Here is a 21,072-nt window from a genome sequence, read left to right on the forward strand (position 1 = left end):
AACTCCCGATTTAGTGTCAAATGTTACCAGTTCGTCATAAACCCTCGCCGCCGACCCAGTGTGCATTGGACAGGCGGCGGGCGACGGCCCAGGTCTGGGTACGGATATCGGGTACCGCGACGATTTCCCAGAAGGCACCGCGGGTCATCGGGCCAAGGGCATAGAGGTTGGCATTGGCGCGGCCGTCGGCGGCGATCGTCTGGCCCTGATTGTCGACATCGATGCCGATATGCGCGGGATCGGGGCGGATCACCCCGCGCTCGGCAAGGCGCTGGAGCAGCGGCTCGCGCGTGCGCGCAAGGTCGCCGAGCGGGCCGGTGCAGTTGACGATGCGCTGGGCGAGGATCGTCTCTGCTGTATTCTGCCCACGCGGGCGTAGCGTGACGGCGATACCGTCCGGCCCTTCGGCAAAGCCGAGCGTCTTTGCGGCGACGACTTTCAACTGGCCGCGATCGATCAGCGCCTGCAGCCGGGCATGGACCTCCGGCGCGAGGCGGTGGCGATGGACGTCCCACCAAGGGCGCAGGTGTCGCAGGAAGCGGGCGCGCTCCTCCTCGCTTGCGTTGGCCCACATCGGCTGGGTGAAGGGACGGAGTTCGTCGACCGCGTTGCGCCAGCCGATCTGCGCAGTGCGCGCGCGAACGGTGCGGACAAGCGCGGAGGCCTGGGTCTGCGGCCGCTCGCGGATCCTCTCCCAGTCCTGCCCGGCCGCATGGGGGCGGGGAAGCAGGCCTCGGCGGGAAACGGCGATGATCCTGCCACCGAACCCGCGCGCCTCCAGCAGCAGTGCGACATCGACCATGGTTAGGCCCGTGCCGATCACCAGCACCGTATCGTCGTCGGCCAATCCATCGGGAACGCGCGGGTCCCAGGGGTCTCCATTGTATCGGGTCTCTGATAGTGTCGTGGCGTCTAGGCCCGGCGGATCGTGGGGCGGCAGGTTGCCAACCGCGAGCACCGCGGCATCGGCGTGCAACGTACCGTCCGAAAGCCGGAGTGTCGCGCCGTCCGGGTCGAGGGTCACATCCTCCACTTCGCCATGTACAAGCCGCAACCGATCGGGATAGCGGGCGAGGGCCTGCTCCAGCATTTCCCGAAGATACGCACCGTATACGCGGCGGGGAACGAAACTGGCGGTGGCGTTCTCCATGCCGCGCGCCTCCAGCCAGCGCACGAAATGGCTGGGATCGTCCGGGAATGCGCTCATGTTCGCGGCGCGAACGTTGAGCAGATGCGAGGGATGGGCGGCACCATAAGCGAGGCCGGTGCCCGCCACCGGTGCGCGCTCGATCAGCGTAGCACGCGGCCCTTCGTGGCGGATCAGGTTGATCGCCTGGAGTGTGCCGGAAAAGCCCGCGCCGATGATGGCGACGTGTTCGATCATGGTGTGGCCCCCCAAGCCCTTGTCAGATTTCGTAGTCGAGCTGCCATTCGGGTTGCTGGAAGGCGGGCTTCTGCTCGGCGAAGGCGGGCTGGCGCGCCTTCATCTGCGCATAGAGCCGCTTCACCGAATCGCTGGCAGTCCGCACGAACAGGAACGGCAGCACCGCATGGACGAGGCAGGCCGCTCCGCCCACCATCATCGTAACGCCGAACCGCGCGGCAGTAGCCGCATGTTCGCCATAGCTTTCGCCGACACTGCGGGGATGGGCGATAAAAAGCCTATCGATCATATAGGAATTGTACGCGGCTTTCCGCTGCTTGGAAAGGGCGGGCGTGGCTGAAGCGCGCCGCCCTTGGGATCGTCAGAGTTTGGCGATCGTCTCTGCCAGCGCAGTCACGTCGACATCCTCGCCTTCCACGGCCATGGTTTCGGCGAGGTGTGTGCTGACGAGGTCGAGCAACGGCAGTTTCGCCCCAACGGCCTTCGCCGCTTCGCCGGCGAGGCGCATGTCCTTCAGCCCCAACGGCACGGTGAAGCCCGCCGGGCGGTGGCGGCGCTCGGCGATGGGCGGGCCATAGACCTTGTGGATCGCACCGTCGAAGATCGTGCCGGCGAACACCTCCAGCATCTTCTCGCGCGCCACGCCGCCCTTCTCGCCGAGTGACATCGCCTCGCCATAGGCTTCGACGGTAGCCATGATCATGAAATTGCCGGCCAGCTTCACCAGGTTGGCAGCCGAGGGCTTGTCGCCCATCGGGAAGGTCACGCGGCCAAGTGCTTCGAGGATCGGCGCCGCGGCATCCATCGCCTCGGGCGCACCGGCGGCGACGATGGCGAGCTTGCCCTGCGCGGCGACCGGCGGGCGCCCGAAAACGGGTGCGGAAACGAAGTGCTGCTCGGCTTCGGCATGGCGCGTGGCCAGCGCGTCGGCGGTGGCGACCGCGATGGTGCTGTGGGAAAGGTGCAGCGCGCCCGGCGCCATTCCGGCCAGCACACCGTCTTCGCCATCGAGGATCGCGGCGAGCGCGGCATCGTCCGCTACCATGGTCAACACCGCCTGTGCGCCATCGGCGGCTTCGCGGGGCGTGCGGGCGAGGCGGGCGCCACGTTCAGTCAGCGGTGCGGCCTTGTCGGGCGAGCGGTTCCAGACGGTGAGTGTATGCCCGGCGTCGAGCAGCGCGCTCGCCATGCCGATTCCCATCTGTCCGAGCCCGAGGAATGCGAGGTCCATGCGTTTCTCCTTGGTTGCGTTGCAGCATGTGGGGTGCCGCTCGGGGAACCCAAGGGGCTATCCGCCAATCAGCACCGCTGCGTCGATCAACGCCCGCGGCACCGACACGCCCGGGGTCGTACCGATATAGCGAGGCACCCAACTGGGGCCGAACTTCTGCTTGAACGATCGCAGGCCGGAAAAACCATAAATCCGCTCGCCATGGCCATAGACCGCCGCCCCCAGCCGCGACCAGATCGGAGCAAGGGGTCCCGGCTTCAGGCCCGATAGCGGCGCCATGCCGAGGTTGAACCGCGCGAACCCTTGCGCCGCGCCATATTGCAGCAGCCGCACGAACAACAGGTCCATCGCGCCATAGGGCGTGTCCGGCAGGTGGCGCATCAGGTCGACCGATATTTCCTCGCGATTGGGCGTCTCCCAGATATTGGCGAAGGCGACGATCTCACCTTCCAGTCGCAGCACGGCGCAATCGAAGCGCGAGAGATAATCCGGATCGAAGCGGCCTAGGCTGAATCGCTTCTCCGCGCCGGGCTTGTCGTGGAGCCAAGCGTCGGACACGCGCTGCAGCGCGGGAAGCAGCGCGGAGACCTGCGTGGCGGGGACCACTTCGAACACCAGCCCTTCGCTGGTGGCGCGCTTCACCGAATAGCGAAGCGACTTGAACTGGCCGCCTTTCAGATCATAGCCTTGGTGAAGGTCGACCACCGCTTCCTCGCCATATTTCAGTGGCTGGAGGCCGAGTTCGACCACCAGCGGCAGCATCGCTGCACTGACCTGGAACAGGCACAGCCGCCCCCGCGCTGCATCGCAGCGGCGGCGGATTTCCCAGATGAGTTCGGACCATGCCTCTTCGGGGCCGACCGGGTCGCCCATTACCACCCAGGTGCGGCCTTGTACGCGGTACATCAGAAAGGCGTCGCGCGAGGTGGAGACGAGGAAGTCCTTGTCGCCGGTAAATGCGAGCATTGCGTCTGCCCGGCTGATCGAGGCCATTGCACGTGCCGCGACCTCGGTGTCGAGGGTTTGCTGTCCGCCGATACGGGGGGATGCCGACATCAACCGCCAGAATGCCCAGCCGAGCAGCAGCATCGTCGCTCCCAGCGTGGCGCGCAGGAAGCGCGGGGCGTTGCCACGCCAGGCAAAATCCCACCATAGATCTTCGCTGTATGGCACGCGCTTATAGGCGAAGAAGCCCGCCCAGGCGCTGAGCAGCAGAGCGATCAGCGCGGCTGCCCACCACCATCGCGCTACCGGTGCGGCGCCGATGCCGGCGTTGCGATAAAAGCCCGGGCGGGCATATTGCAGCAAGCCTGCCACCATCAGAAGTACGGTGGCCTCCTCGTAATCCACGCCTTTCAGCAGCGAGAAGGCCGCGCCCGCGACCAGCAGCAGCCTTGCCGCGTGGAAACCGCTCTTGAGCCGCGCCTGCACCGCCGGTGCCGTCAGCAGCAAGGCTGTGCCGACAAGGCTGGCGGCGAAATGCGAAGCCTCGACGAAAGGCAGCGGGAGCAGCGCGTGCAGCGGATGCATCCGGCCATGGGCCGGCGGCAGCGCGCCGGAAATCAGCAGTACCAGCCCACCGCCGAACACCAGCAGTGCCAATAAGGGTGGCGCAAGCGTCTGTCCGATGCGGTGCGCAATCCCAAGGCCCGCGGCGATCGGATGTCGCAGCCGCCGGCCCTCGATCGCGACGAGCAGGGCGCCGGCCGCGAGCAGCGGAAGTAGGTAATAGATCACCCGGTAGAGCAGCAATGCGGCGAACAGGTCGCTACGGCCGATCGGGACCAGCGCGAGCATCGCCGCTTCGAATACGCCTATCCCGCCGGGTACGTGCGTGACGAGGGCGAGGACGATGGCAATCACATAGGCCAGGAAGAAGCTGCCGATCAGCGCAGGATCGGCATTGGGCACCAGGACGAACAGCGCAGCGGAGGCGCAGGCGAGGTCGAGTGCGGCGATTCCGATCTGGCCTGCCATCAGCCGCGGGCGGGGCAGGGGCAGCGTGACAGTGCCCAGCCGAAGCGAGGCCATACCCCGCGTGCGCAGCAAGAAGATCAAGAGGATGGCGAGACCGAGCACCGCGCCGAGGCCGTGCAGCAGCCCGAGCGGAAGTAGCTGGCCTGCCACTGCCAAGGGGTGCTGGATCGAAAGCAGCGCGACGGCCGTTACGGCCGTTACGCCGCCCCAGAAGGTGCCGGAAGCGATCAGCGTCACCCGTGCGACGTCGGCAAAGTCGAGCCCGGCCGCCTGATAGGCGCGCAACCGGGCGCTGCCGCCGGTCAATAGCGACAGGCCGAGATTATGGCTGATCGTGTAGCTGGTGAAGGAGGCGAGTGCCGCCGTCCGCCACGGCAGCGCATAGCCGATCGTGCGGACCGCGAACCAATCGTACAAGGTAAGCGCCAAGTAGGAAGCAATGGTCAGGCCCAGCGCAATGGCAAGCCGCGATGCGTCGACCCGGTGCAGGGCTTGGCGAACATCGCGGAGATGCACTTCCACGAGGATGCTCCGAACCGCTTCGAAGCCCAGCAGCGTCACGGTCAGTGCCAGGACGATCAGCAAGGCGCGGCGATGCCGCGAAAGCCAAGCGACCAGGCCCGGCGATGCTGCCCCCGGTTCCTCCGATGCGTCCGTTCGCATAGTCTGCATCTCATTCCCCCGGGGACGCTGGGCGTGTCCTTATCGCCGGGCTTGCATGGGCGCAATCGGCCGGCGGAAAGCGATCGATGGCGTCTCTCAGAGGGAAGGGGAGTCCATATGGGCGCCTAGAACGGGAGCGAGCGCACTGAATACGCTGCGCACCAGCAGGTCATGGTCCATGCGCAGAAAATGACCGCCGGGCAGGGTGATGCGCCGTACGTTGGGCAAAAGCAGGGTGGGGCACAGACTGTCCGCCTCGTCGGCGCCGCGAATGCAGGCAACCGGCAGCCAATCCAGTGCGCGGGCCTCGGCAGCGTCCGCATCGGGCGTGCCGATATAGGCCAGGCCCAGCGGATCGGCGCGGAAATAGGCGTTCGTGCCCGGCACGATGAGCACCAGCGCCGCCACGTGGGAGCGAAGCTCGAGGGGCAGCTCGGCTAGGCCCACGCGCACCATGTCCGCGCCAAAGGATTGGCCGACCACCACGACCTTGTCGGCACCGGAACGGCGCATCGCCTGCCGCACCGCATCGGCCACCATCGCAGTAACGTCCATATGGGTCCGACGCCTGGCAAAGGCAGTGGAACTGGCGATGGCATAGACCGGCACGCCCGAACCGGCCAGCGCGTCGACGACATAGGAACCCATGCCGTAGCGTAACCCCATGTCGCCGGAGAAGAAGACGGCGGCCACGGTTGGGCTGTGAGTTCCCGGCGTCGCCGGCATGGCGAAGAGATGCACCGGATCACGATCGAGGAAGCCCGCGCTCCAGTAGATACCCAGGCATGCCAGCGCCGCAGCCGCCAGCAGTGCGGCCATCCAGGCCTTCCAGCCGACGCGAGGATTTCGGGCGGCGGAGTTGTGGTGTGGCATCATCGCGGGCGCTGATGCCCGGTCGCGGGAATGGACATACGCCGCGAGGTGGCCGGATCGACGCGGCGCGCAGCAATGCGCCCGCCGCAACGGCGTGCTCCTTGCTGTGCCGTATATTGTTTCGATTCCGATATGATCGGCTGCATGCAGGCAGTAGGGCACGGCTGGTAGCGCCTGTCCATCCCTTCTGTGTCTCTGTGGCGCGCTATTGCTAGCGGCAGGTGATAGTGTCGGCAACGGCGATCCCTATCCCCTGCTTGCGGCGAAGCCCGGCCGGAGCTAAGGGGCGCGTTCAGCTCTTTCTCAACAACAGGCACGATCCATGAAGATCAGCGGCGTGGACATCCGTCCCGGCAACATCATCGAATATGAAGGCGGCATCTGGCGCGCCGTCAAGATCCAGCACACCCAGCCCGGCAAGGGCGGTGCCTATATGCAGGTCGAACTGAAGAACCTGCGCGACGGCCGCAAGAACAATGTCCGCTTCCGCTCGGCCGAGACCGTGGAGCGCGTGCGCCTCGACACCAAGGATTTCCAGTTCCTGTATCCGGAAGGCGACATGCTCGTGTTCATGGACAAGGAAACCTACGACCAGACGACGCTGCCGCGCGACCTGCTCGGCGAGGCCGCGGCCTTCCTGCAGGACGGCATGGACGTGCTGATGGAGCTCTATGACGAAGAGCCGATCAGCGTGCAGCTGCCCGACACGATCGAAGCGACGATCGTCGAGGCCGACGCGGTGGTGAAGGGCCAGACGGCTTCGTCCTCGTACAAGCCGGCCGTGCTCGACAACGGCGTGCGCATCATGGTGCCGCCGCACATCGCGTCGGGCACGCGCATCGTCGTCGATGTGTACGAGCAGACCTACGTCCGCCGGGCGGACTGATCTGCCGGCTTCGGCCGAACCTATGTTAGGGAAGGGGACGGCAGGCCTGCGTCCCCTTTTCCCGTTTTCGGGTCAGGCCTTCCTTAGTCCCCCGCAACAGCGGCAGGGAGAGAGATTGATATGGTAGCGCATTCCGGCCTTCTCACCGTCATGGACCGTGCCGCACGCAAGGCGGCCCCGCGGCTGCGTCGCGACTTCAACGAGGTCCAGCACCTGCAGGTCAGCCGCAAGGGCCCGGCCGATTTCGTGAGCATGGCCGACAAGCGCGCCGAGCAGACGCTGATCGAGGAACTGCGCAAGGCGCGCCCTGACTGGCGCATCCTGGCGGAGGAGGGCGGCGAACTGCCGGGCGATCCGGACAAGCCCCGCTTCATCGTCGATCCGCTCGATGGCACGACCAACTTCCTCCACGGTATCCCGCACTTCTCCATCGCGATCGCGGTGGAAGATCCGAACGGCGCGCAGGGCAAGCCAGAGATCACCCACGGTCTCGTCTATCAGCCGTTGACGGACGAGAGCTTCTGGGCCGAAAAAGGCCGCGGCGCCTGGTTGCAGGACCAGCGCCTGCGTGTCTCCGCGCGCCGAGACCTTTTCGAGGCACTGATCGCCACCGGGATACCGTTCATGGGCCATGGCAACTTCGCGGAATGGAGCCGGATCTTCGGTGCGGTTGCTCCCGAAGTCGCCGGTATCCGCCGCCTCGGTTCGGCGGCGCTCGATCTTGCCTGGGTGGCAGCCGGCCGGTTCGATGGCTACTGGGAATCCGATCTGAAGCTTTGGGACGTCGCTGCCGGCATGTTGCTCGTCAAGGAAGCAGGCGGCTATGTCACCGACTATCGCGGCCAGGACATGGCGATCCAGCGCAACCAGTTTCTTGCCGCGAATGACGTGCTGCATTCCAAGCTCCACAAGCTGGTTGCCGGGGCCCTGCGCTGATCCGCTGCTCCGTACGGTTACGTACGGTCGTTCGTTAACGTCGTTTTGCCGGCGGGCGATGGTCCGCCGGCACTATAAAGTCCTGAAAACTGTACCGGCTTCCGGCCGGTCGAGTCAGGATGAGCGGCGCGATGAACATGGAAGTGACGGGGCTGGGAAACGGGCCGGCCGGGTCCGACGAGGACTATCGCCGCGATGTCGGCGCAGTGCTCGATCGGCTCTATGCGGTGGCCGAATTCACTCCGGACGGCATCCTCACCCGCGCCAACCAGCTGTTCCTCGATGCCATGGGATGCGTGCTCGAGACCGTGATCGGCGAGCACCATCGCTATTTCTGTGACGCCGACTATGCGGCGAGCGCCACCTATGCCGCCTTCTGGGATCGGCTCCGCGCCGGCGAGACGATCGAGGAAACCGCGCGCCGCAACGGCTGCGAGGGCCGCGACGCATGGATCGCGGGCCATTATGCGCCGGTCACCGACGGCAAGGGCAAGGTGCAGCGCGTCGTCCTGATTGCGCGCGACGTGCGTGGCGCCCAGGCCGAGGCGGCGATGCACCGCAGCGTGCTCAGTGCCTTCAGCCGCGCGACGGCGATGATCGAATTCGATCTTTCCGGTCGCGTGCTGAGCGCCAACGAGAATTTCTGCGACCTGCTCGGCTACCGGGCGGAGGACGTGATCGGCCAGCATCACCGCATCTTCTGCGATCCGGTCTATGCCCGCTCGCCTGCCTATCGCCGTTTCTGGGAGCGGCTGGGGCGCGGCGAGTTCGACGGCGGGCTGTACAAGCGCATCGCCAAGGACGGCAGCGATCGCTGGATCCAGGCGACCTACAACCCGATCCTCGACCATCAGGGACTGCCGGTGAAGATCGTCAAGTTCGCGATGGACGTGACCAAGCAGCAGATCGAAAGCGCCGAGGCGGCCGGCAAGCTGGGGGCGATCGATCGTTCCACGGCGGTGATCGAGTTCGACACCAGCGGCCATGTGGTGGCGGCCAACGACCTGTTCCTGGCGGCGATGGGCTATGAGCGCAGCGAGGTGATCGGCAAGCATCACCGCATCTTCTGCGATCCCGACTTTGTGAAATCGCCCGCCTATGCCGATTTCTGGCGATCGCTGGCCGCCGGTGAATACCAGGCGGGCGAATTTGCGCGCGTGGGCAAGGGCGGTCGCCGCGTTTGGATCCAGGCGACCTACAATCCCATCGTCGATGCCGACGGCAAGCTGATCAAGGTGGTCAAATATGCCTATGACGTCACGGTACAGAAGCTGCGCAACGCCGATTTCGAAGGCAAGGTAAACGCGATCCATCGCGCCCAGGCCGTGATCGAGTTCTCGCCCGAGGGACTGGTGCTCGATGCGAACGATAACTTCCTGCGCGTCACCGGCTATCGCCGCGAAGATGTGGTGGGCAAGCATCACCGGATGTTCTGCGACGCCGAACTGGTCGCCTCCACCGATTATGCGCGGCTATGGGCGGATCTGGCGCATGGCGAGTTCGTCGCGGGCGATTTCCGCCGCCGCAACCATCTGGGCGACGAGATCTGGGTGCAGGCGACCTACAACCCGATCTTCGATGCGCTGGGCAACGTTATCAAGGTGGTCAAGTTCGCCACCGACATCACCGAACGCAAGAAGGAGGCGCTGGAAGGCGCGAGCCGGGCACAGGCAGTGGACCGCAGCCTCGCTACGATCGAGTTCAGCCTCGACGGCGAAATCCTGACCGCGAACGAGAACTTCCTTTCGACCATGGGCTATTCGCTGCGCGAGATCCAGGGGCGCCACCATTCGATGTTCTGCGATCCCGCCTATCTGAAATCCAAGGAATATGGCGATTTCTGGCGCGCGCTGAACAAGGGCGAAGGGCAGACCGGTCGCTTCCACCGGATCGGCAAATATGATCGCGACGTGTTCATCCAGGCGAGCTACTCGCCGGTCTTCGATCTGCAGGGCAATCCCTGCCGCGTCATCAAATATGCCTATGACGTTACCGACCAGGTGATGCTGGAGCGCAAGATCGCGGCCAAGACGCAGGAGATGCAGGCGGTGATCGGCAAGCTCTCCGACGCGATCCGGGCGATCGGCGAGGGGGCGTGCAGTGCCACCGGCCTGGCGACCGATACGCAGACGGCAGCGGATCAGGGCACCAGCGCGATCGAGAGCACGATCGAGTCGATGGAACTGATGGCGGCATCGTCGAAGAAGATCGCCAGCATCGTCGACGTGATCGGCGACCTTGCCGGCCAGACCAACCTGCTGGCGTTCAATGCCGCGATCGAGGCGGCACGCGCCGGCGAACACGGGGTGGGCTTCTCGATCGTCGCCGAGGAAGTGCGCAAGCTGGCCGAGCGCAGTGCCTCGGCCGCCGAGGAAATCACCCGGCTGATCGGCGAGTCGGGCGAACGCGTGCTCCAGGGTACCGATCGCTCGCGCTCGGCCCGTGCCGCGTTCGAGGAAATCGCCGGCTGCGTGGAGAAGACCACCCAGGCGATCGGCGGCATCGCCCGGTCGGTTGCCGAGCAGCACGAAACCTCGGGCCGGGTGGTGGCGATGATCGGGGAACTCGCGGCTTCCACCCATCGGGGAATCTGACCATGGCGCCGCCGACGGGCGAAGGGCAGGGCGCGAGTGCGCAGCGTCATCTCGACCTCGGGCTGCTGCGCCTGAGCGGCGTCGACCTGGCGGTGCCGGTCGACGGGGTGCGCGAGGTGGTGCCGTGCCCGCTGGAACTGGGGCCCTGCTTTGGCAATCACCCGGCGCTGATCGGATCGATCGGCGTGCGCGGCGACGTGATCCCCGTGGTCGACATCGCTGCGATGCTCGGCTTTGGCGACCGGCCTGGGGCAGGGGGCACGGTGGTGGTCTTGCGCCACCAGGGGGCGCTGCTGGGCCTGCGGGTCGATTCGGTGCTGGGCTTGCAGCGAGTCGCATGCTCGGCGGTGCGCGAGTTGTTCGATTCCGGCGGGGCGACGCGGCTGATCGATCGTGCCTTTGTGCGCGAGCAGCAGCTGGTCGGCATCCTCGATCCGGGCGCGCTGTTCGGCATGCCGGGTCTGCCGCTGGTGCGGAGCGCGGCGACGGCCGAGGATCCTGCCGCGCTCGGGCGGGTGCGCGCCTTCGTGCTGGTCACGGTAGCCGGCGTACAAATCGCGATCGACAGCCAGTTCGTGGAAAGCACGGCGCCCACCTCCAGCCTGCGCCGCTGCCGCGTGCCCGCGCCGGGCTGGGCGCGCTCGGTCGGCTATCTCGGGCGCGATGTGCGGGTGTTCAACAATCTGGCGACACTGGGCCTCGACGGCGTGACGCCCGAGGATTCGCAAGGACCGGTGGTGCTGCTGCGGATCGCGCCGAACCAGTTCGTCGGCTGGCACGTCGAGTCCGTTCGCAGCGTCGCGCGGATCGCGATCGACCGGCTGGGGCCGATCCCGGCGGCACTTGCAGATCGGGCGCGGCTGTTCTCGGGCATCGTCACCGATGCCGACAAGGGCCAGAACCTGGTGCTCGACAGCGACGCGGTGCGTGCCGATGCCGCGATCGTCGCGATGGCGGCACTGTGCCGGCCACCGGCCGAGGCGACCGGCACCGGATCGCTGGTGCGCGAGGGGCGCAGCGGCCACGCCTTCCTGGTGTTCGATACCGGCGCGCGGCTGCTCGCAGCGCCCCTTGACGGCATTCGCGAGGTGGTGCCATTCACCGGGCTCTCGTCCCGCGTCGAGGACGGCGGCGGGCTTTGCGGGATCGGTGATCACCGCGGCACGCCCGTTTCGATCTACACGATCGAGCCTGGCAGCGATGCCGCAGACGCGAAGCTGCTGATCATCGCGCGTGGCAATAGCGGAGAGTCGGCGCGCGGCTTCCTGGCGTATCGCCTGGCGACGATCGTCAACGCCGCACCTTGCCCTGTCCCGGGGGGCAGCCTGGACGCGCAGTTCGTCCCCGCAACGATCGACGGCAGGGCGCATTCCATCCGGATTCATACGCTTGGGTGAAGGTGTGCGCGACGCGTTCAGCGCGCCTTAACAATTGCGAATGATTCTCACCGGTTCCAGGCCTTGCCGCACTGGGATCATGGTCCTAGAAGCGCCCCCAAGATTCCGCATTCGCGAGAAGAGAAGGCCATTGGTCGACCTGTCACAATATCTGCCGATCCTGATATTCCTTGGGATCGCCCTGTTGCTCTCGGGCACGTTCGTGTTCCTGCCGATGCTCGTGTCGCGCCTCACCGGCACGAACAAGCCGACGCCGGAAAAGCTCACCGAATATGAGTGCGGCTTCCCGGCCTTCGAGGATTCGCGCAGCCAGTTCGACGTGCGCTTCTACCTCGTCGCGATCCTGTTCATCGTGTTCGATCTGGAAGCCGCCTTCCTGTATCCGTGGGCGGTGAGCGTGTTCAAACTCGGTTGGACCGCGTGGTTTTCGATGATGATCTTTGTCGCCGAGCTGGCGCTCGGCCTGATTTATGCCTGGAAGAAGGGAGCCCTGGAATGGGAGTAGAGCTTTCGGCGCCGCCCCCGGCCGGTACGCTCCCGGACGTCGGCTTCCTGAACGACATCAATGCCGAGATTTCGGACAAGGGGTTCCTGGTCACCTCCACCGAGGAGCTGTTCCAGTGGGCCCGTACCGGCTCGCTCTGGTGGATGACCTTCGGTCTGGCGTGCTGCGCGGTGGAGATGATCCACGTCAACATGCCGCGCTACGACATGGAGCGGTTCGGCGCCGCCCCGCGCGCGTCCCCGCGCCAGTCGGACGTGATGATCGTCGCGGGCACGCTGTGCAACAAGATGGCCCCGGCGCTGCGCCGGGTCTATGACCAGATGTCGGAACCGAAATACGTGATTTCGATGGGCAGCTGCGCCAATGGCGGCGGCTATTACCACTATAGCTACAGCGTCGTGCGCGGCTGCGATCGCGTGGTGCCCGTGGACATCTACGTCCCCGGCTGCCCGCCGACCGCCGAGGCGCTGCTCTACGGCGTGATGCAGCTGCAGCGGAAGATCCGCCGCATCGGGAGCCTGGACCGGTGAGGGCGCCGGCTCCCCGCTATGCCGCGAACGACGGTGTGATCGAGGCGGCCAAGGTCGCGCTCGGCGACATGCTGGTCGAGGCGAAGGATGCCGTGGGCGAAGTGTCGCTCACCGTCGTCCGCGAGAAGCTGTGCGACGCGATGCTCGCGCTGCGCGATACGCCGGGCCTGGAGTACCAGCAGCTCAGCGAGATCGCCGGTGTCGACTATCCGCAGCGCGCGGAGCGTTTCGACGTCGTATACCAGCTCCTGTCGTTCACCCGGAACCACCGTATCCGCGTCCGCGTCACCACCGACGAGGAAAAGCCGGTGCCGAGCGTGACCGACATCTGGCCGGTCGCCGGCTGGCTCGAGCGCGAGACATACGACATGTACGGCGTGCTGTTTTCGGGCAATGACGACCTCCGTCGCATCCTGACCGACTATGGTTTCCGGGGCCATCCGCTGCGCAAGGACTTCCCGATGACCGGGTATGTCGAAGTGCGCTATTCGGAAGAGGCGAAGCGCGTGGTCTATGAGCCGGTCAGCCTGGCCCAAGATTTCCGCAACTTCGACTTCATGAGCCCGTGGGAAGGCGCCAAATACGTCCTCCCCGGCGACGAGAAGGCCGCGCAGCCGGAGGCCAAGGGCGCACCGACCCCGGCCAAGGCCGACGCGGTCGTCAAGGCCGACACCGCTGCCGCCAAGAGCGAGCCGGCGCAGGGCAAGGACACCAAGACCACCGAAAGCCCGGCCCAGACCGGCGCCGGTCAGCCGCACCCGGGCAACCAGCCCGGCGAGAAGCCCAAGGATCCGGACGTCGTCCCGACCAAGGGCGAAGGGCAGAACAAATGAGCGATACCGTCGACAAGATCATGGAGCGCGATATCGACCCGGCGACGGGCGATACCTCGATCGCGAACTACACGATCAACTTCGGCCCGCAGCATCCCGCGGCGCACGGCGTGCTCCGTCTCGTCACCGAACTGGACGGCGAGATCATCGAGCGCATCGATCCGCATGTCGGCCTGCTCCACCGCGGCACCGAGAAGCTGATCGAGTACAAGACCTACACCCAGGCGCTGCCGTATTTCGATCGCTTCGATTACTGCTCGCCGCTGGCGATGGAGCACAGCTATGTGCTCGCGGTCGAGAAGCTGCTCGATCTCGAGGTGCCGCTGCGCGGCCAGTATCTCCGCGTGCTGTTCGCCGAGCTGACCCGCATCTGCAACCACATGCTGAACCTCGGTTCGCACGTCATGGACGTCGGCGCGATGACGCCGAACCTGTGGATGTTCGAGATCCGCGAGGACTGCCTGAACTTCTTCGAGCGGGCTTCGGGCGCGCGCATGCACTCGAACTATTACCGCGTCGGCGGGGTTCGCCAGGACGTGCCGGTCAAGTTGCTGAACGACATCGCGGAATGGCTCGACACGCGCCTGCCGCAGCTGTTCGGCGACGCGATTAGCCTAGTCGCCGAGAACCGCATCTTCAAGCAGCGCAACGTCGATATCGCGACGGTGAGCCGCGAGGACGCGATCAAGTGGGGCTTCTCCGGCCCGATGATCCGCGCTGCCGGCATCCCCTGGGACATCCGCCGCGCGCAGCCGTACGACGTGTACGACCGCGTCGACTTCGAGATCCCGGTGGGCACCCGCGGCGACTGCTATGATCGCTTCATGGTCCGCGTCGAGGAAGTCTACCAGTCGGCCCGCATCATCAAGCAGTGCATCCAGGACATGCCGGAAGGCCCGGTCCTGACGCTCGACCGAAAGGTCGGTGCGCCCAAGCGCGGCGAGATGAAGCAGTCGATGGAAGCGCTGATCCATCACTTCAAGCTCTTCACCGAAGGCTATCACGTGCCGGCGGGCGAAGTGTATGTCGCGACCGAAAGCCCCAAGGGCGAGTTCGGCGTTTACCTTGTCTCGGACGGCACCAACAAGCCGTATCGCTGCAAGGTGCGCCCGACCGCGTTCAGCCACCTGCAGGCGATGGACTTCATGTCCAAGGGCCACATGCTCGCCGACATCACCGCCATTCTCGGCGCGATGGACATCGTGTTCGGGGAGTGCGACCGTTGAGCGCGGACCGTATCGCGACGACCCATGCAATGATCGCGCGCTACAACGCGCAGGATGCCGACGGCTATGTCGAACTGATGACCGACGGCGCCTGCGAGGCGACCTATCGCGGCGCCGTGCTGCGTGAGGGCCGCGAAGGCGTGCGGTCGGGGTTGAAGGCGATTTTCGCCGAGTTCCCGCACAACCGCGCCGACATCCTCTCCTCCTATGCGCTCGGCGAGACCGTCGTGCTGCACGAGAAGGTGTCGCGCTCGCCCGAGGCCGAGCCCTTCGAGGTGATGTCCATTTATACGTTCTCCGACGACAAGGTCGATCGGGTGGAGTTTATCCGCTGATGGCTGACGCACCCCAACTCCCCGACGAAGCGGAAGTCCGCGCGCGCTGGGGCAATTTCGCCTGGACGCCGGCCAATGCCGAGAAGGCGCGCGAGATCATGTCGCGCTATCCGGCGGGTCGCCAGATGTCGTGCACCATCCCGTTCCTCGACCTGGCGCAGCGCCAGGTGGGTGCCGAGACGAACACGCAAGGGTGGCTGCCGGTTCCGGTGATCGAGTTCGTCGCCCGCGAACTCGACATGCCCTATATCCGCGTGTTCGAGGTCGCGACCTTCTACACCATGTTCAACCTGGTGCCGGTCGGCCGCTACCATGTGCAGGTCTGCGGCACGACGCCGTGCATGCTGCGCGGGTCGGACGACGTGATGGCCGCGTGCAAGTCGCGCGGCCTGAAGAAGGGCCACACCACCGCGGACGGGCTGTTCACGCTCACCGAGGTCGAGTGCATGGGCAATTGCGCGTCGGCGCCGATGGTGCAGATCAACGACGACAATTTCGAAGATCTCGATTACGATCGCACCCTCGCGATCCTCGACGCGCTGGCCAAGGGCGAGAGCCCCAAGACCGGCACGCAGGAGCCGGGCCGCCACACCGTCGAGCCGCTCGGTGGTCCGACGACGCTCACCGCGATGGTGGGCGAGAACCATGACTATCGGGGCGAATGGTGATGCGGGGCAACAGCCTCATCGTCACCATCCTGGCCATCATCGGCGGCATCGTCGTGCTCGGCTGGGTGCTCAAGCTTGCATTTAACTTGATCGGGACAGTGGTCCTGATCGGTCTGGCCGTAGTCTTCTATCTGTTCGTACAGAAGCTGGTCGGGAAGGGACGCTAAGGTGCTTCAGGACAAGGACCGCATCTTCACCAATCTCTACGGCTACCAGTCGTGGCACCTCGACGCCGCGCGGGCGCGTGGGGCGTGGGACAACACGAAGGCGCTGCTGGATCTGGGGCCGGACACCATCATCGACCGCATCAAGGCTTCGGGCCTGCGCGGGCGTGGCGGCGCCGGCTTCCCGACGGGCATGAAGTGGAGCTTCATGCCGAAGAACCCGACGCCCGAACGTCCGAGCTTCCTCGTCATCAACGCCGACGAGTCCGAGCCCGGCTCGTGCAAGGACCGCGAGATCATCCGCCACGATCCGCATCTGCTGATCGAAGGCGCGCTGGTCGCGGGCTTCGCGATGCGCGCGCGTGCGGCGTACATCTACATCCGCGGCGAATATATCCGCGAGGCCGAGACGCTGTTCGCGGCGGTCGCCGAGGCCTATGCTGCCGGCCTGCTGGGCAAGAATGCCTGCGGTTCGGGCTATGACTTCGACGTCTTCGTCCATCGCGGCGCCGGCGCGTACATCTGCGGCGAAGAGACCGCGATGATCGAGAGCCTGGAAGGCAAGAAGGGCCAGCCGCGCCTCAAGCCGCCGTTCCCGGCGGGTGCGGGCCTCTATGGCTGCCCGACGACGGTCAACAACGTCGAGTCGATCGCGGTTGCGCCGACGATTCTGCGTCGCGGGCCGGAGTGGTTCGCCAGCTTCGGCGCCGAGAACAACAAGGGCACCAAGCTCTTCCAGATCTCGGGCCATGTGAACAAGCCGTGCGTGGTCGAAGAGGCCATGTCGATCCCGTTCCGCGAGCTGATCGAAAAGCATTGCGGCGGTATCCGCGGCGGCTGGGACAATCTGCTCGCGGTGATCCCGGGCGGTTCGTCGGTGCCGCTGGTGCCAGCAGCCCAGATCATGGACTGCCCGATGGATTTCGACGGTTTGCGCGCGCTCGGTTCGGGCCTCGGCACCGCCGCGGTGATCGTGATGGACAAGTCGACCGACATCGTCCGCGCGATCAGCCGGCTCTCCTACTTCTACAAGCATGAGAGCTGCGGCCAGTGCACCCCGTGCCGCGAAGGCACCGGCTGGATGTGGCGCGTGATGGAGCGGCTGCGCACCGGCGACGCCGACATCAGCGAGATCGACACGCTGCAGCAGGTGACCAAGCAGGTCGAAGGCCACACCATCTGCGCCCTGGGTGACGCGGCCGCCTGGCCGATCCAGGGCCTGATCCGCCATTTCCGCCCCGAGATCGAGCGCCGGATCACCGAGCGCAAGTCGGGCGGCATCGAAACCATGCAAGAGGCGGCAGAGTAATGCCCAAGCTCAAGGTTGACGGAATCGAAGTCGAGGTGCCGCAGGGCGCCACCGTGCTCCAGGCCTGCGAGGCCGCGGGCAAGGAGATTCCGCGTTTCTGCTATCATGAACGGCTGAGCATCGCCGGCAATTGCCGCATGTGCCTGGTCGAGGTGAAGCCCGGACCGCCCAAGCCCCAGGCTTCGTGCGCGCTGCCGGCCGCCGACAACCAGGAAGTCCGCACCGACAGCCCGATGGTGAAGGCCGCGCGCGAAGGCGTGATGGAATTCCTGCTGATCAACCACCCGCTCGATTGCCCGATCTGCGATCAGGGCGGCGAGTGCGATCTTCAGGACCAGTCGGTCGCCTATGGTCGCGGCAGCTCGCGCTACACCGAGAACAAGCGCGCGGTCACCGAAAAGTACATGGGCCCCATCATCAAGACGGTGATGACCCGCTGCATCCAGTGCACGCGCTGCGTTCGCTTCGGCGAGGAAGTGGCCGGCGTGGAGGATATCGGCGCGATCTATCGCGGCGAGAACATGCAGATCACGACCTATCTCGAAAAGGCGTTCAAGAGCGAGCTTTCGGGCAATGTCGCGGACCTGTGCCCGGTCGGCGCGCTGACCCACAAGCCGGTCGCGTTCGAATATCGCCCCTGGGAGCTCAAGCGGAACCTGTCGATCGACGTGATGGACGCGGTCGGCACCAACATCCGCCTCGACAGCCGCGGCCGTCAGGTGATGCGTGTCCTGCCGCGCATCAACGAGGACGTGAACGAGGAGTGGGCGCACGACAAGACCCGCTACCATGTCGACGCGCTGGTCCGTCGCCGTCTCGACCGCCCGTTCGTCCGCAAGGACGGCAAGCTGGTCCCGGCGACCTGGGAAGAAGCGTTCGACGCGATTGCGGGCGTGGCCGCGACTGCGGGCTCCAGCGTCGCGGCGATTGCCGGCGACCTGCTCGATGCCGAGACCATGTATGCCGCCAAGGCGCTGGTGAAGGCGTTCGGTTCGGACCTGCTCGAAGGCCGCCAGACCGGCATGGCCTATGACACGTCGAGCCTGTCGGCGGTGGCGTTCAACACCACCATCGCGGCGCTCGAAGAGGCCGATGCGATCCTGCTGGTCGGCACCAACCTGCGCTGGGAAGCGCCGCTGGTGAACACCCGCGTGCGCAAGGCGATCAAGCGCGGCGCCAAGGTGTTCGCGATCGGCCCGCAGGTCGACCTGACCTACAAGGTCGAGTGGCTGGGCGACGATCTGGGGCTGCTGGGCAGCCTGCCGGAAAACCTCGCCCAGGCGATCGACAATGCCAAGAAGCCGGCGCTGATCCTCGGCCCGGGCGCGCTGAAGAACGGCCATGGCGCCGCGCTCGCGATCGCCGGTGCCTTCCAGCGCGCCGCGACCGAGACCGAGGCGGCGTGGAACGGCTTCAACGTCGTCCACACCGCGGCGGCGCGGATGGCCGGCCTGATGCTCGGCTATGCGCAGAAGGGCGGCATTGCCGACATCGTCGCGGCCGCGCCGAAGCTCGCCTTCTTCCTGGGCGCCGACGAGGTGGACTTCTCGAAGTTCGCCGGCAGCTTCAAGGTCTATATCGGCCACCATGGCGACCAGGGCGCGCATCATGCCGATGTGATCCTGCCGGGCGCCACCTATGCCGAGAAGCCGGGCACCTATGTGAACCTGGAAGGCCGCGTGCAGCGCGCCGATCGCGCGGTGTTCGCACCGGGCGAGGCGCGCGAGGACTGGACGATCCTGCGCGCGCTCTCCGAAAAGCTCGGCCGCACGCTGCCGTTCGACAGCTTCGACGAACTGCGCGCCGCGATGGCGAGCGAGGTTCCGGCGCTCGGCCAGGAAGGTCTGGCCGCGTTCGCGTGGAACCCGCCGTCGCTGGCTAGCCAGGCTTCGGGTCCGGTGACCTATCCGGTCGCCGACTTCTATCTCACCAACGCCATCTGCCGTGCGTCGCCGACGATGCAGCGCTGCTCGGCCGAACTGCTCCATGGCGAAGACTTCGCAGAGGCCGCAGAATGACCTCCTGGTTCACCTATCTCGGCCTGCCGTACGAGCTGGCCTGGACCGTCGCCACGGTCATCGACATCCTCGTCATCGCGCTGCCGGTGATGCTGGCCGTCGCCATGCTCATCTATGCGGATCGCAAGATCTGGGCGGCGATGGCGCTGCGCCGCGGCCCGAACGTCGTCGGTCCGCTCGGCCTGATTCAGTCCTTCGCCGACGGCCTGAAGGTGTTCCTGCAGGAAACCATCGTGCCGTCGGGCGCGAACAAGGGCCTGTTCCTGCTTGCGCCGATCATCACCTTCACGGTCGCGCTGATCGTGTGGGCGGTGGTGCCGTTCCAGGCGGGCGTCGCGCTGTCGAACATCAATGTCGGCCTGCTCTATGTGCTCGCGGCCTCGTCGCTGGGCGTGTACGGCATCATCCTCGCCGGCTGGTCGTCCAACTCGAAGTACCCCTTCTACTCGGCGATCCGCGCGGCGGCGCAGATGGTGAGCTACGAAGTTTCGATCGGCTTCGTGCTGATCTCGGTCGTGCTCTGGGCCGGCTCGTTCAATCTCGGCGCGATCGTCGAGATGCAGAAGGGCTATTACGGCTTCGTCAACGGCAACTTCGTCAACCCGCTGCTGTTCCCGATGGCGATCGTGTTCTTCATCTCGTCGCTCGCCGAGACGCAGCGCGCGCCGTTCGACCTGACCGAAGCGGAGTCGGAACTGGTCGCGGGCTATCAGACCGAATATTCGTCGATGGCCTTCGCGCTCTACTGGCTCGGCGAGTATGCCAACGTCATCCTGATGTGCGCGCTCAATGCGACGCTGTTCTGGGGCGGCTATCTCCCGCCGTTCGACTGGGCGCCGCTCTATGCCGTGCCGGGCATTCTCTGGCTGTTCGCCAAGATGCTGTTCTTCTTCTTCTGCTTCAGCTGGGTGAAGGCCACCGTCCCGCGCTATCGCTATGACCAGCTGATGCGCCTGGGCTGGAAGATCTTCCTGCCGCTGTCGCTTCTCTTCGTCTTCCTCGTTTCCGGGTACCTCATGCTGACCCGGGTTGGAGTGCCCGCATGAGCGTCGCAAGTTTCGTCCGCACCTGGACTCTGTGGGAGTTCGTGAAGGCGCATGCCCTGACCTTGAAGTATTTTTTCAAGCCCAAGGCGACGATCAACTATCCGTACGAGAAGAACCCGCTCTCGCCCCGCTTCCGCGGCGAGCATGCGCTGCGCCGCTATCCCAATGGCGAAGAGCGCTGCATCGCGTGCAAGCTGTGCGAGGCGGTGTGCCCGGCGCTGGCGATCACGATCGAGGCCGAACCGCGCGACGACGGCAGCCGCCGCACGACGCGCTACGACATCGACATGACCAAGTGCATTTACTGCGGCCTGTGCCAGGAAGCATGCCCGGTCGATGCGATCGTCGAGGGGCCGAATTTCGAATTTTCCACCGAAACGCGTGAAGAGCTGATTTATCAAAAGGATAAGCTGCTCGCGAACGGCGATCGCTGGGAACGCGCGATTGCGGCGAACCTTGCCGCCGACGCGCCGTACCGTTAAGCGCCGCACCATTCA

20 protein-coding genes are annotated in these 21,072 nt (G+C 65.8%); 15 read left to right on the forward strand and 5 right to left on the reverse strand.

Features of this window, described 5'->3' with window-relative positions; translation table 11 throughout:
- Nucleotides 1-34 precede the first annotated feature (34 nt).
- From DD559_RS12850 to DD559_RS12870, 5 genes are all read right to left on the reverse strand, one after another.
- A complete protein-coding gene (locus tag DD559_RS12850) occupies nucleotides 35-1,384 on the reverse strand; it encodes an FAD/NAD(P)-binding protein (RefSeq protein ID WP_116469523.1) in 1,350 nt (449 codons plus the stop codon).
- Nucleotides 1,385-1,406: 22 nt separating this feature from the next.
- Complete coding sequence (locus DD559_RS12855) at nucleotides 1,407-1,673, reverse strand: DUF6356 family protein (RefSeq protein ID WP_116469524.1); 267 nt, start codon at nucleotides 1,671-1,673, stop codon at nucleotides 1,407-1,409.
- A 72-nt stretch (nucleotides 1,674-1,745) separates the two neighbouring features.
- On the reverse strand, nucleotides 1,746-2,615 hold the full coding sequence (locus DD559_RS12860; protein ID WP_116469525.1) for an NAD(P)-dependent oxidoreductase: 870 nt from the start codon (nucleotides 2,613-2,615) through the stop codon (nucleotides 1,746-1,748).
- A gap of 57 nt (nucleotides 2,616-2,672) precedes the next feature.
- On the reverse strand, nucleotides 2,673-5,264 hold the full coding sequence (gene mprF / locus DD559_RS12865; RefSeq protein WP_116469526.1) for a bifunctional lysylphosphatidylglycerol flippase/synthetase MprF: 2,592 nt from the start codon (nucleotides 5,262-5,264) through the stop codon (nucleotides 2,673-2,675).
- Nucleotides 5,265-5,351: 87 nt separating this feature from the next.
- Nucleotides 5,352-6,074 (reverse strand): AcvB/VirJ family lysyl-phosphatidylglycerol hydrolase, encoded by a 723-nt coding sequence (locus tag DD559_RS12870; RefSeq protein ID WP_240610246.1) that lies wholly within the window; start codon nucleotides 6,072-6,074, stop codon nucleotides 5,352-5,354.
- Between the two features lie 376 nt (nucleotides 6,075-6,450).
- On the opposite strand from DD559_RS12870, the gene efp reads away from it, so the two are divergent.
- From efp to nuoI, 15 genes are all read left to right on the forward strand, one after another.
- A complete protein-coding gene (efp, locus tag DD559_RS12875; RefSeq protein WP_010545156.1) occupies nucleotides 6,451-7,014 on the forward strand; it encodes an elongation factor P in 564 nt (187 codons plus the stop codon).
- Between the two features lie 120 nt (nucleotides 7,015-7,134).
- Entirely contained in the window at nucleotides 7,135-7,950 is an 816-nt protein-coding gene (locus DD559_RS12880; protein WP_116469528.1) for an inositol monophosphatase family protein, read from the forward strand.
- Nucleotides 7,951-8,069: 119 nt separating this feature from the next.
- Entirely contained in the window at nucleotides 8,070-10,544 is a 2,475-nt protein-coding gene (locus DD559_RS12885; protein WP_240610247.1) for a methyl-accepting chemotaxis protein, read from the forward strand.
- 2 nt (nucleotides 10,545-10,546) lie between these two features.
- Nucleotides 10,547-11,941: a chemotaxis protein CheW gene (locus tag DD559_RS12890; protein WP_116469529.1), complete on the forward strand. Its 1,395-nt coding sequence runs from the start codon at nucleotides 10,547-10,549 to the stop codon at nucleotides 11,939-11,941.
- Nucleotides 11,942-12,071: 130 nt separating this feature from the next.
- Nucleotides 12,072-12,446, forward strand: coding sequence for an NADH-quinone oxidoreductase subunit A (locus DD559_RS12895; RefSeq protein ID WP_084580718.1), 375 nt, complete (start codon nucleotides 12,072-12,074; stop codon nucleotides 12,444-12,446).
- Nucleotides 12,437-12,976, forward strand: a complete 540-nt coding sequence (locus tag DD559_RS12900) for a NuoB/complex I 20 kDa subunit family protein (protein ID WP_066718245.1) — start codon at nucleotides 12,437-12,439, stop codon at nucleotides 12,974-12,976. Before DD559_RS12895 ends, DD559_RS12900 begins: the two co-directional genes overlap by 10 nt.
- Nucleotides 12,973-13,809, forward strand: coding sequence for an NADH-quinone oxidoreductase subunit C (locus DD559_RS12905; protein ID WP_116469530.1), 837 nt, complete (start codon nucleotides 12,973-12,975; stop codon nucleotides 13,807-13,809). Before DD559_RS12900 ends, DD559_RS12905 begins: the two co-directional genes overlap by 4 nt.
- Nucleotides 13,806-15,035, forward strand: a complete 1,230-nt coding sequence (locus tag DD559_RS12910) for an NADH-quinone oxidoreductase subunit D (protein WP_116469531.1) — start codon at nucleotides 13,806-13,808, stop codon at nucleotides 15,033-15,035. Before DD559_RS12905 ends, DD559_RS12910 begins: the two co-directional genes overlap by 4 nt.
- Entirely contained in the window at nucleotides 15,032-15,370 is a 339-nt protein-coding gene (locus tag DD559_RS12915; RefSeq protein ID WP_116469532.1) for a nuclear transport factor 2 family protein, read from the forward strand. Before DD559_RS12910 ends, DD559_RS12915 begins: the two co-directional genes overlap by 4 nt.
- Nucleotides 15,370-16,038 carry a complex I 24 kDa subunit family protein gene (locus DD559_RS12920; protein WP_116469533.1) on the forward strand — a complete coding sequence of 223 codons (669 nt, stop codon included), beginning with the start codon at nucleotides 15,370-15,372 and terminating at the stop codon, nucleotides 16,036-16,038. The genes DD559_RS12915 and DD559_RS12920 overlap by 1 nt, the downstream gene beginning before the upstream one ends.
- Complete coding sequence (locus tag DD559_RS19840; protein WP_157105594.1) at nucleotides 16,038-16,205, forward strand: hypothetical protein; 168 nt, start codon at nucleotides 16,038-16,040, stop codon at nucleotides 16,203-16,205. The genes DD559_RS12920 and DD559_RS19840 overlap by 1 nt, the downstream gene beginning before the upstream one ends.
- A gap of 1 nt (nucleotide 16,206) precedes the next feature.
- Nucleotides 16,207-17,511 carry an NADH-quinone oxidoreductase subunit NuoF gene (nuoF, locus tag DD559_RS12925; protein ID WP_116469534.1) on the forward strand — a complete coding sequence of 435 codons (1,305 nt, stop codon included), beginning with the start codon at nucleotides 16,207-16,209 and terminating at the stop codon, nucleotides 17,509-17,511.
- A complete protein-coding gene (nuoG, locus tag DD559_RS12930) occupies nucleotides 17,511-19,529 on the forward strand; it encodes an NADH-quinone oxidoreductase subunit NuoG (protein ID WP_116469535.1) in 2,019 nt (672 codons plus the stop codon). The genes nuoF and nuoG overlap by 1 nt, the downstream gene beginning before the upstream one ends.
- Nucleotides 19,526-20,575, forward strand: coding sequence for an NADH-quinone oxidoreductase subunit NuoH (gene nuoH, locus DD559_RS12935; RefSeq protein WP_116469536.1), 1,050 nt, complete (start codon nucleotides 19,526-19,528; stop codon nucleotides 20,573-20,575). Before nuoG ends, nuoH begins: the two co-directional genes overlap by 4 nt.
- Nucleotides 20,572-21,057 carry an NADH-quinone oxidoreductase subunit NuoI gene (gene nuoI, locus DD559_RS12940; RefSeq protein WP_010545143.1) on the forward strand — a complete coding sequence of 162 codons (486 nt, stop codon included), beginning with the start codon at nucleotides 20,572-20,574 and terminating at the stop codon, nucleotides 21,055-21,057. The genes nuoH and nuoI overlap by 4 nt, the downstream gene beginning before the upstream one ends.
- Nucleotides 21,058-21,072: the final 15 nt, after the last annotated feature.

It is taken from the genome of Sphingomonas pokkalii (assembly GCF_003096275.1).
Classification (GTDB): domain Bacteria; phylum Pseudomonadota; class Alphaproteobacteria; order Sphingomonadales; family Sphingomonadaceae; genus Sphingomonas; species Sphingomonas pokkalii.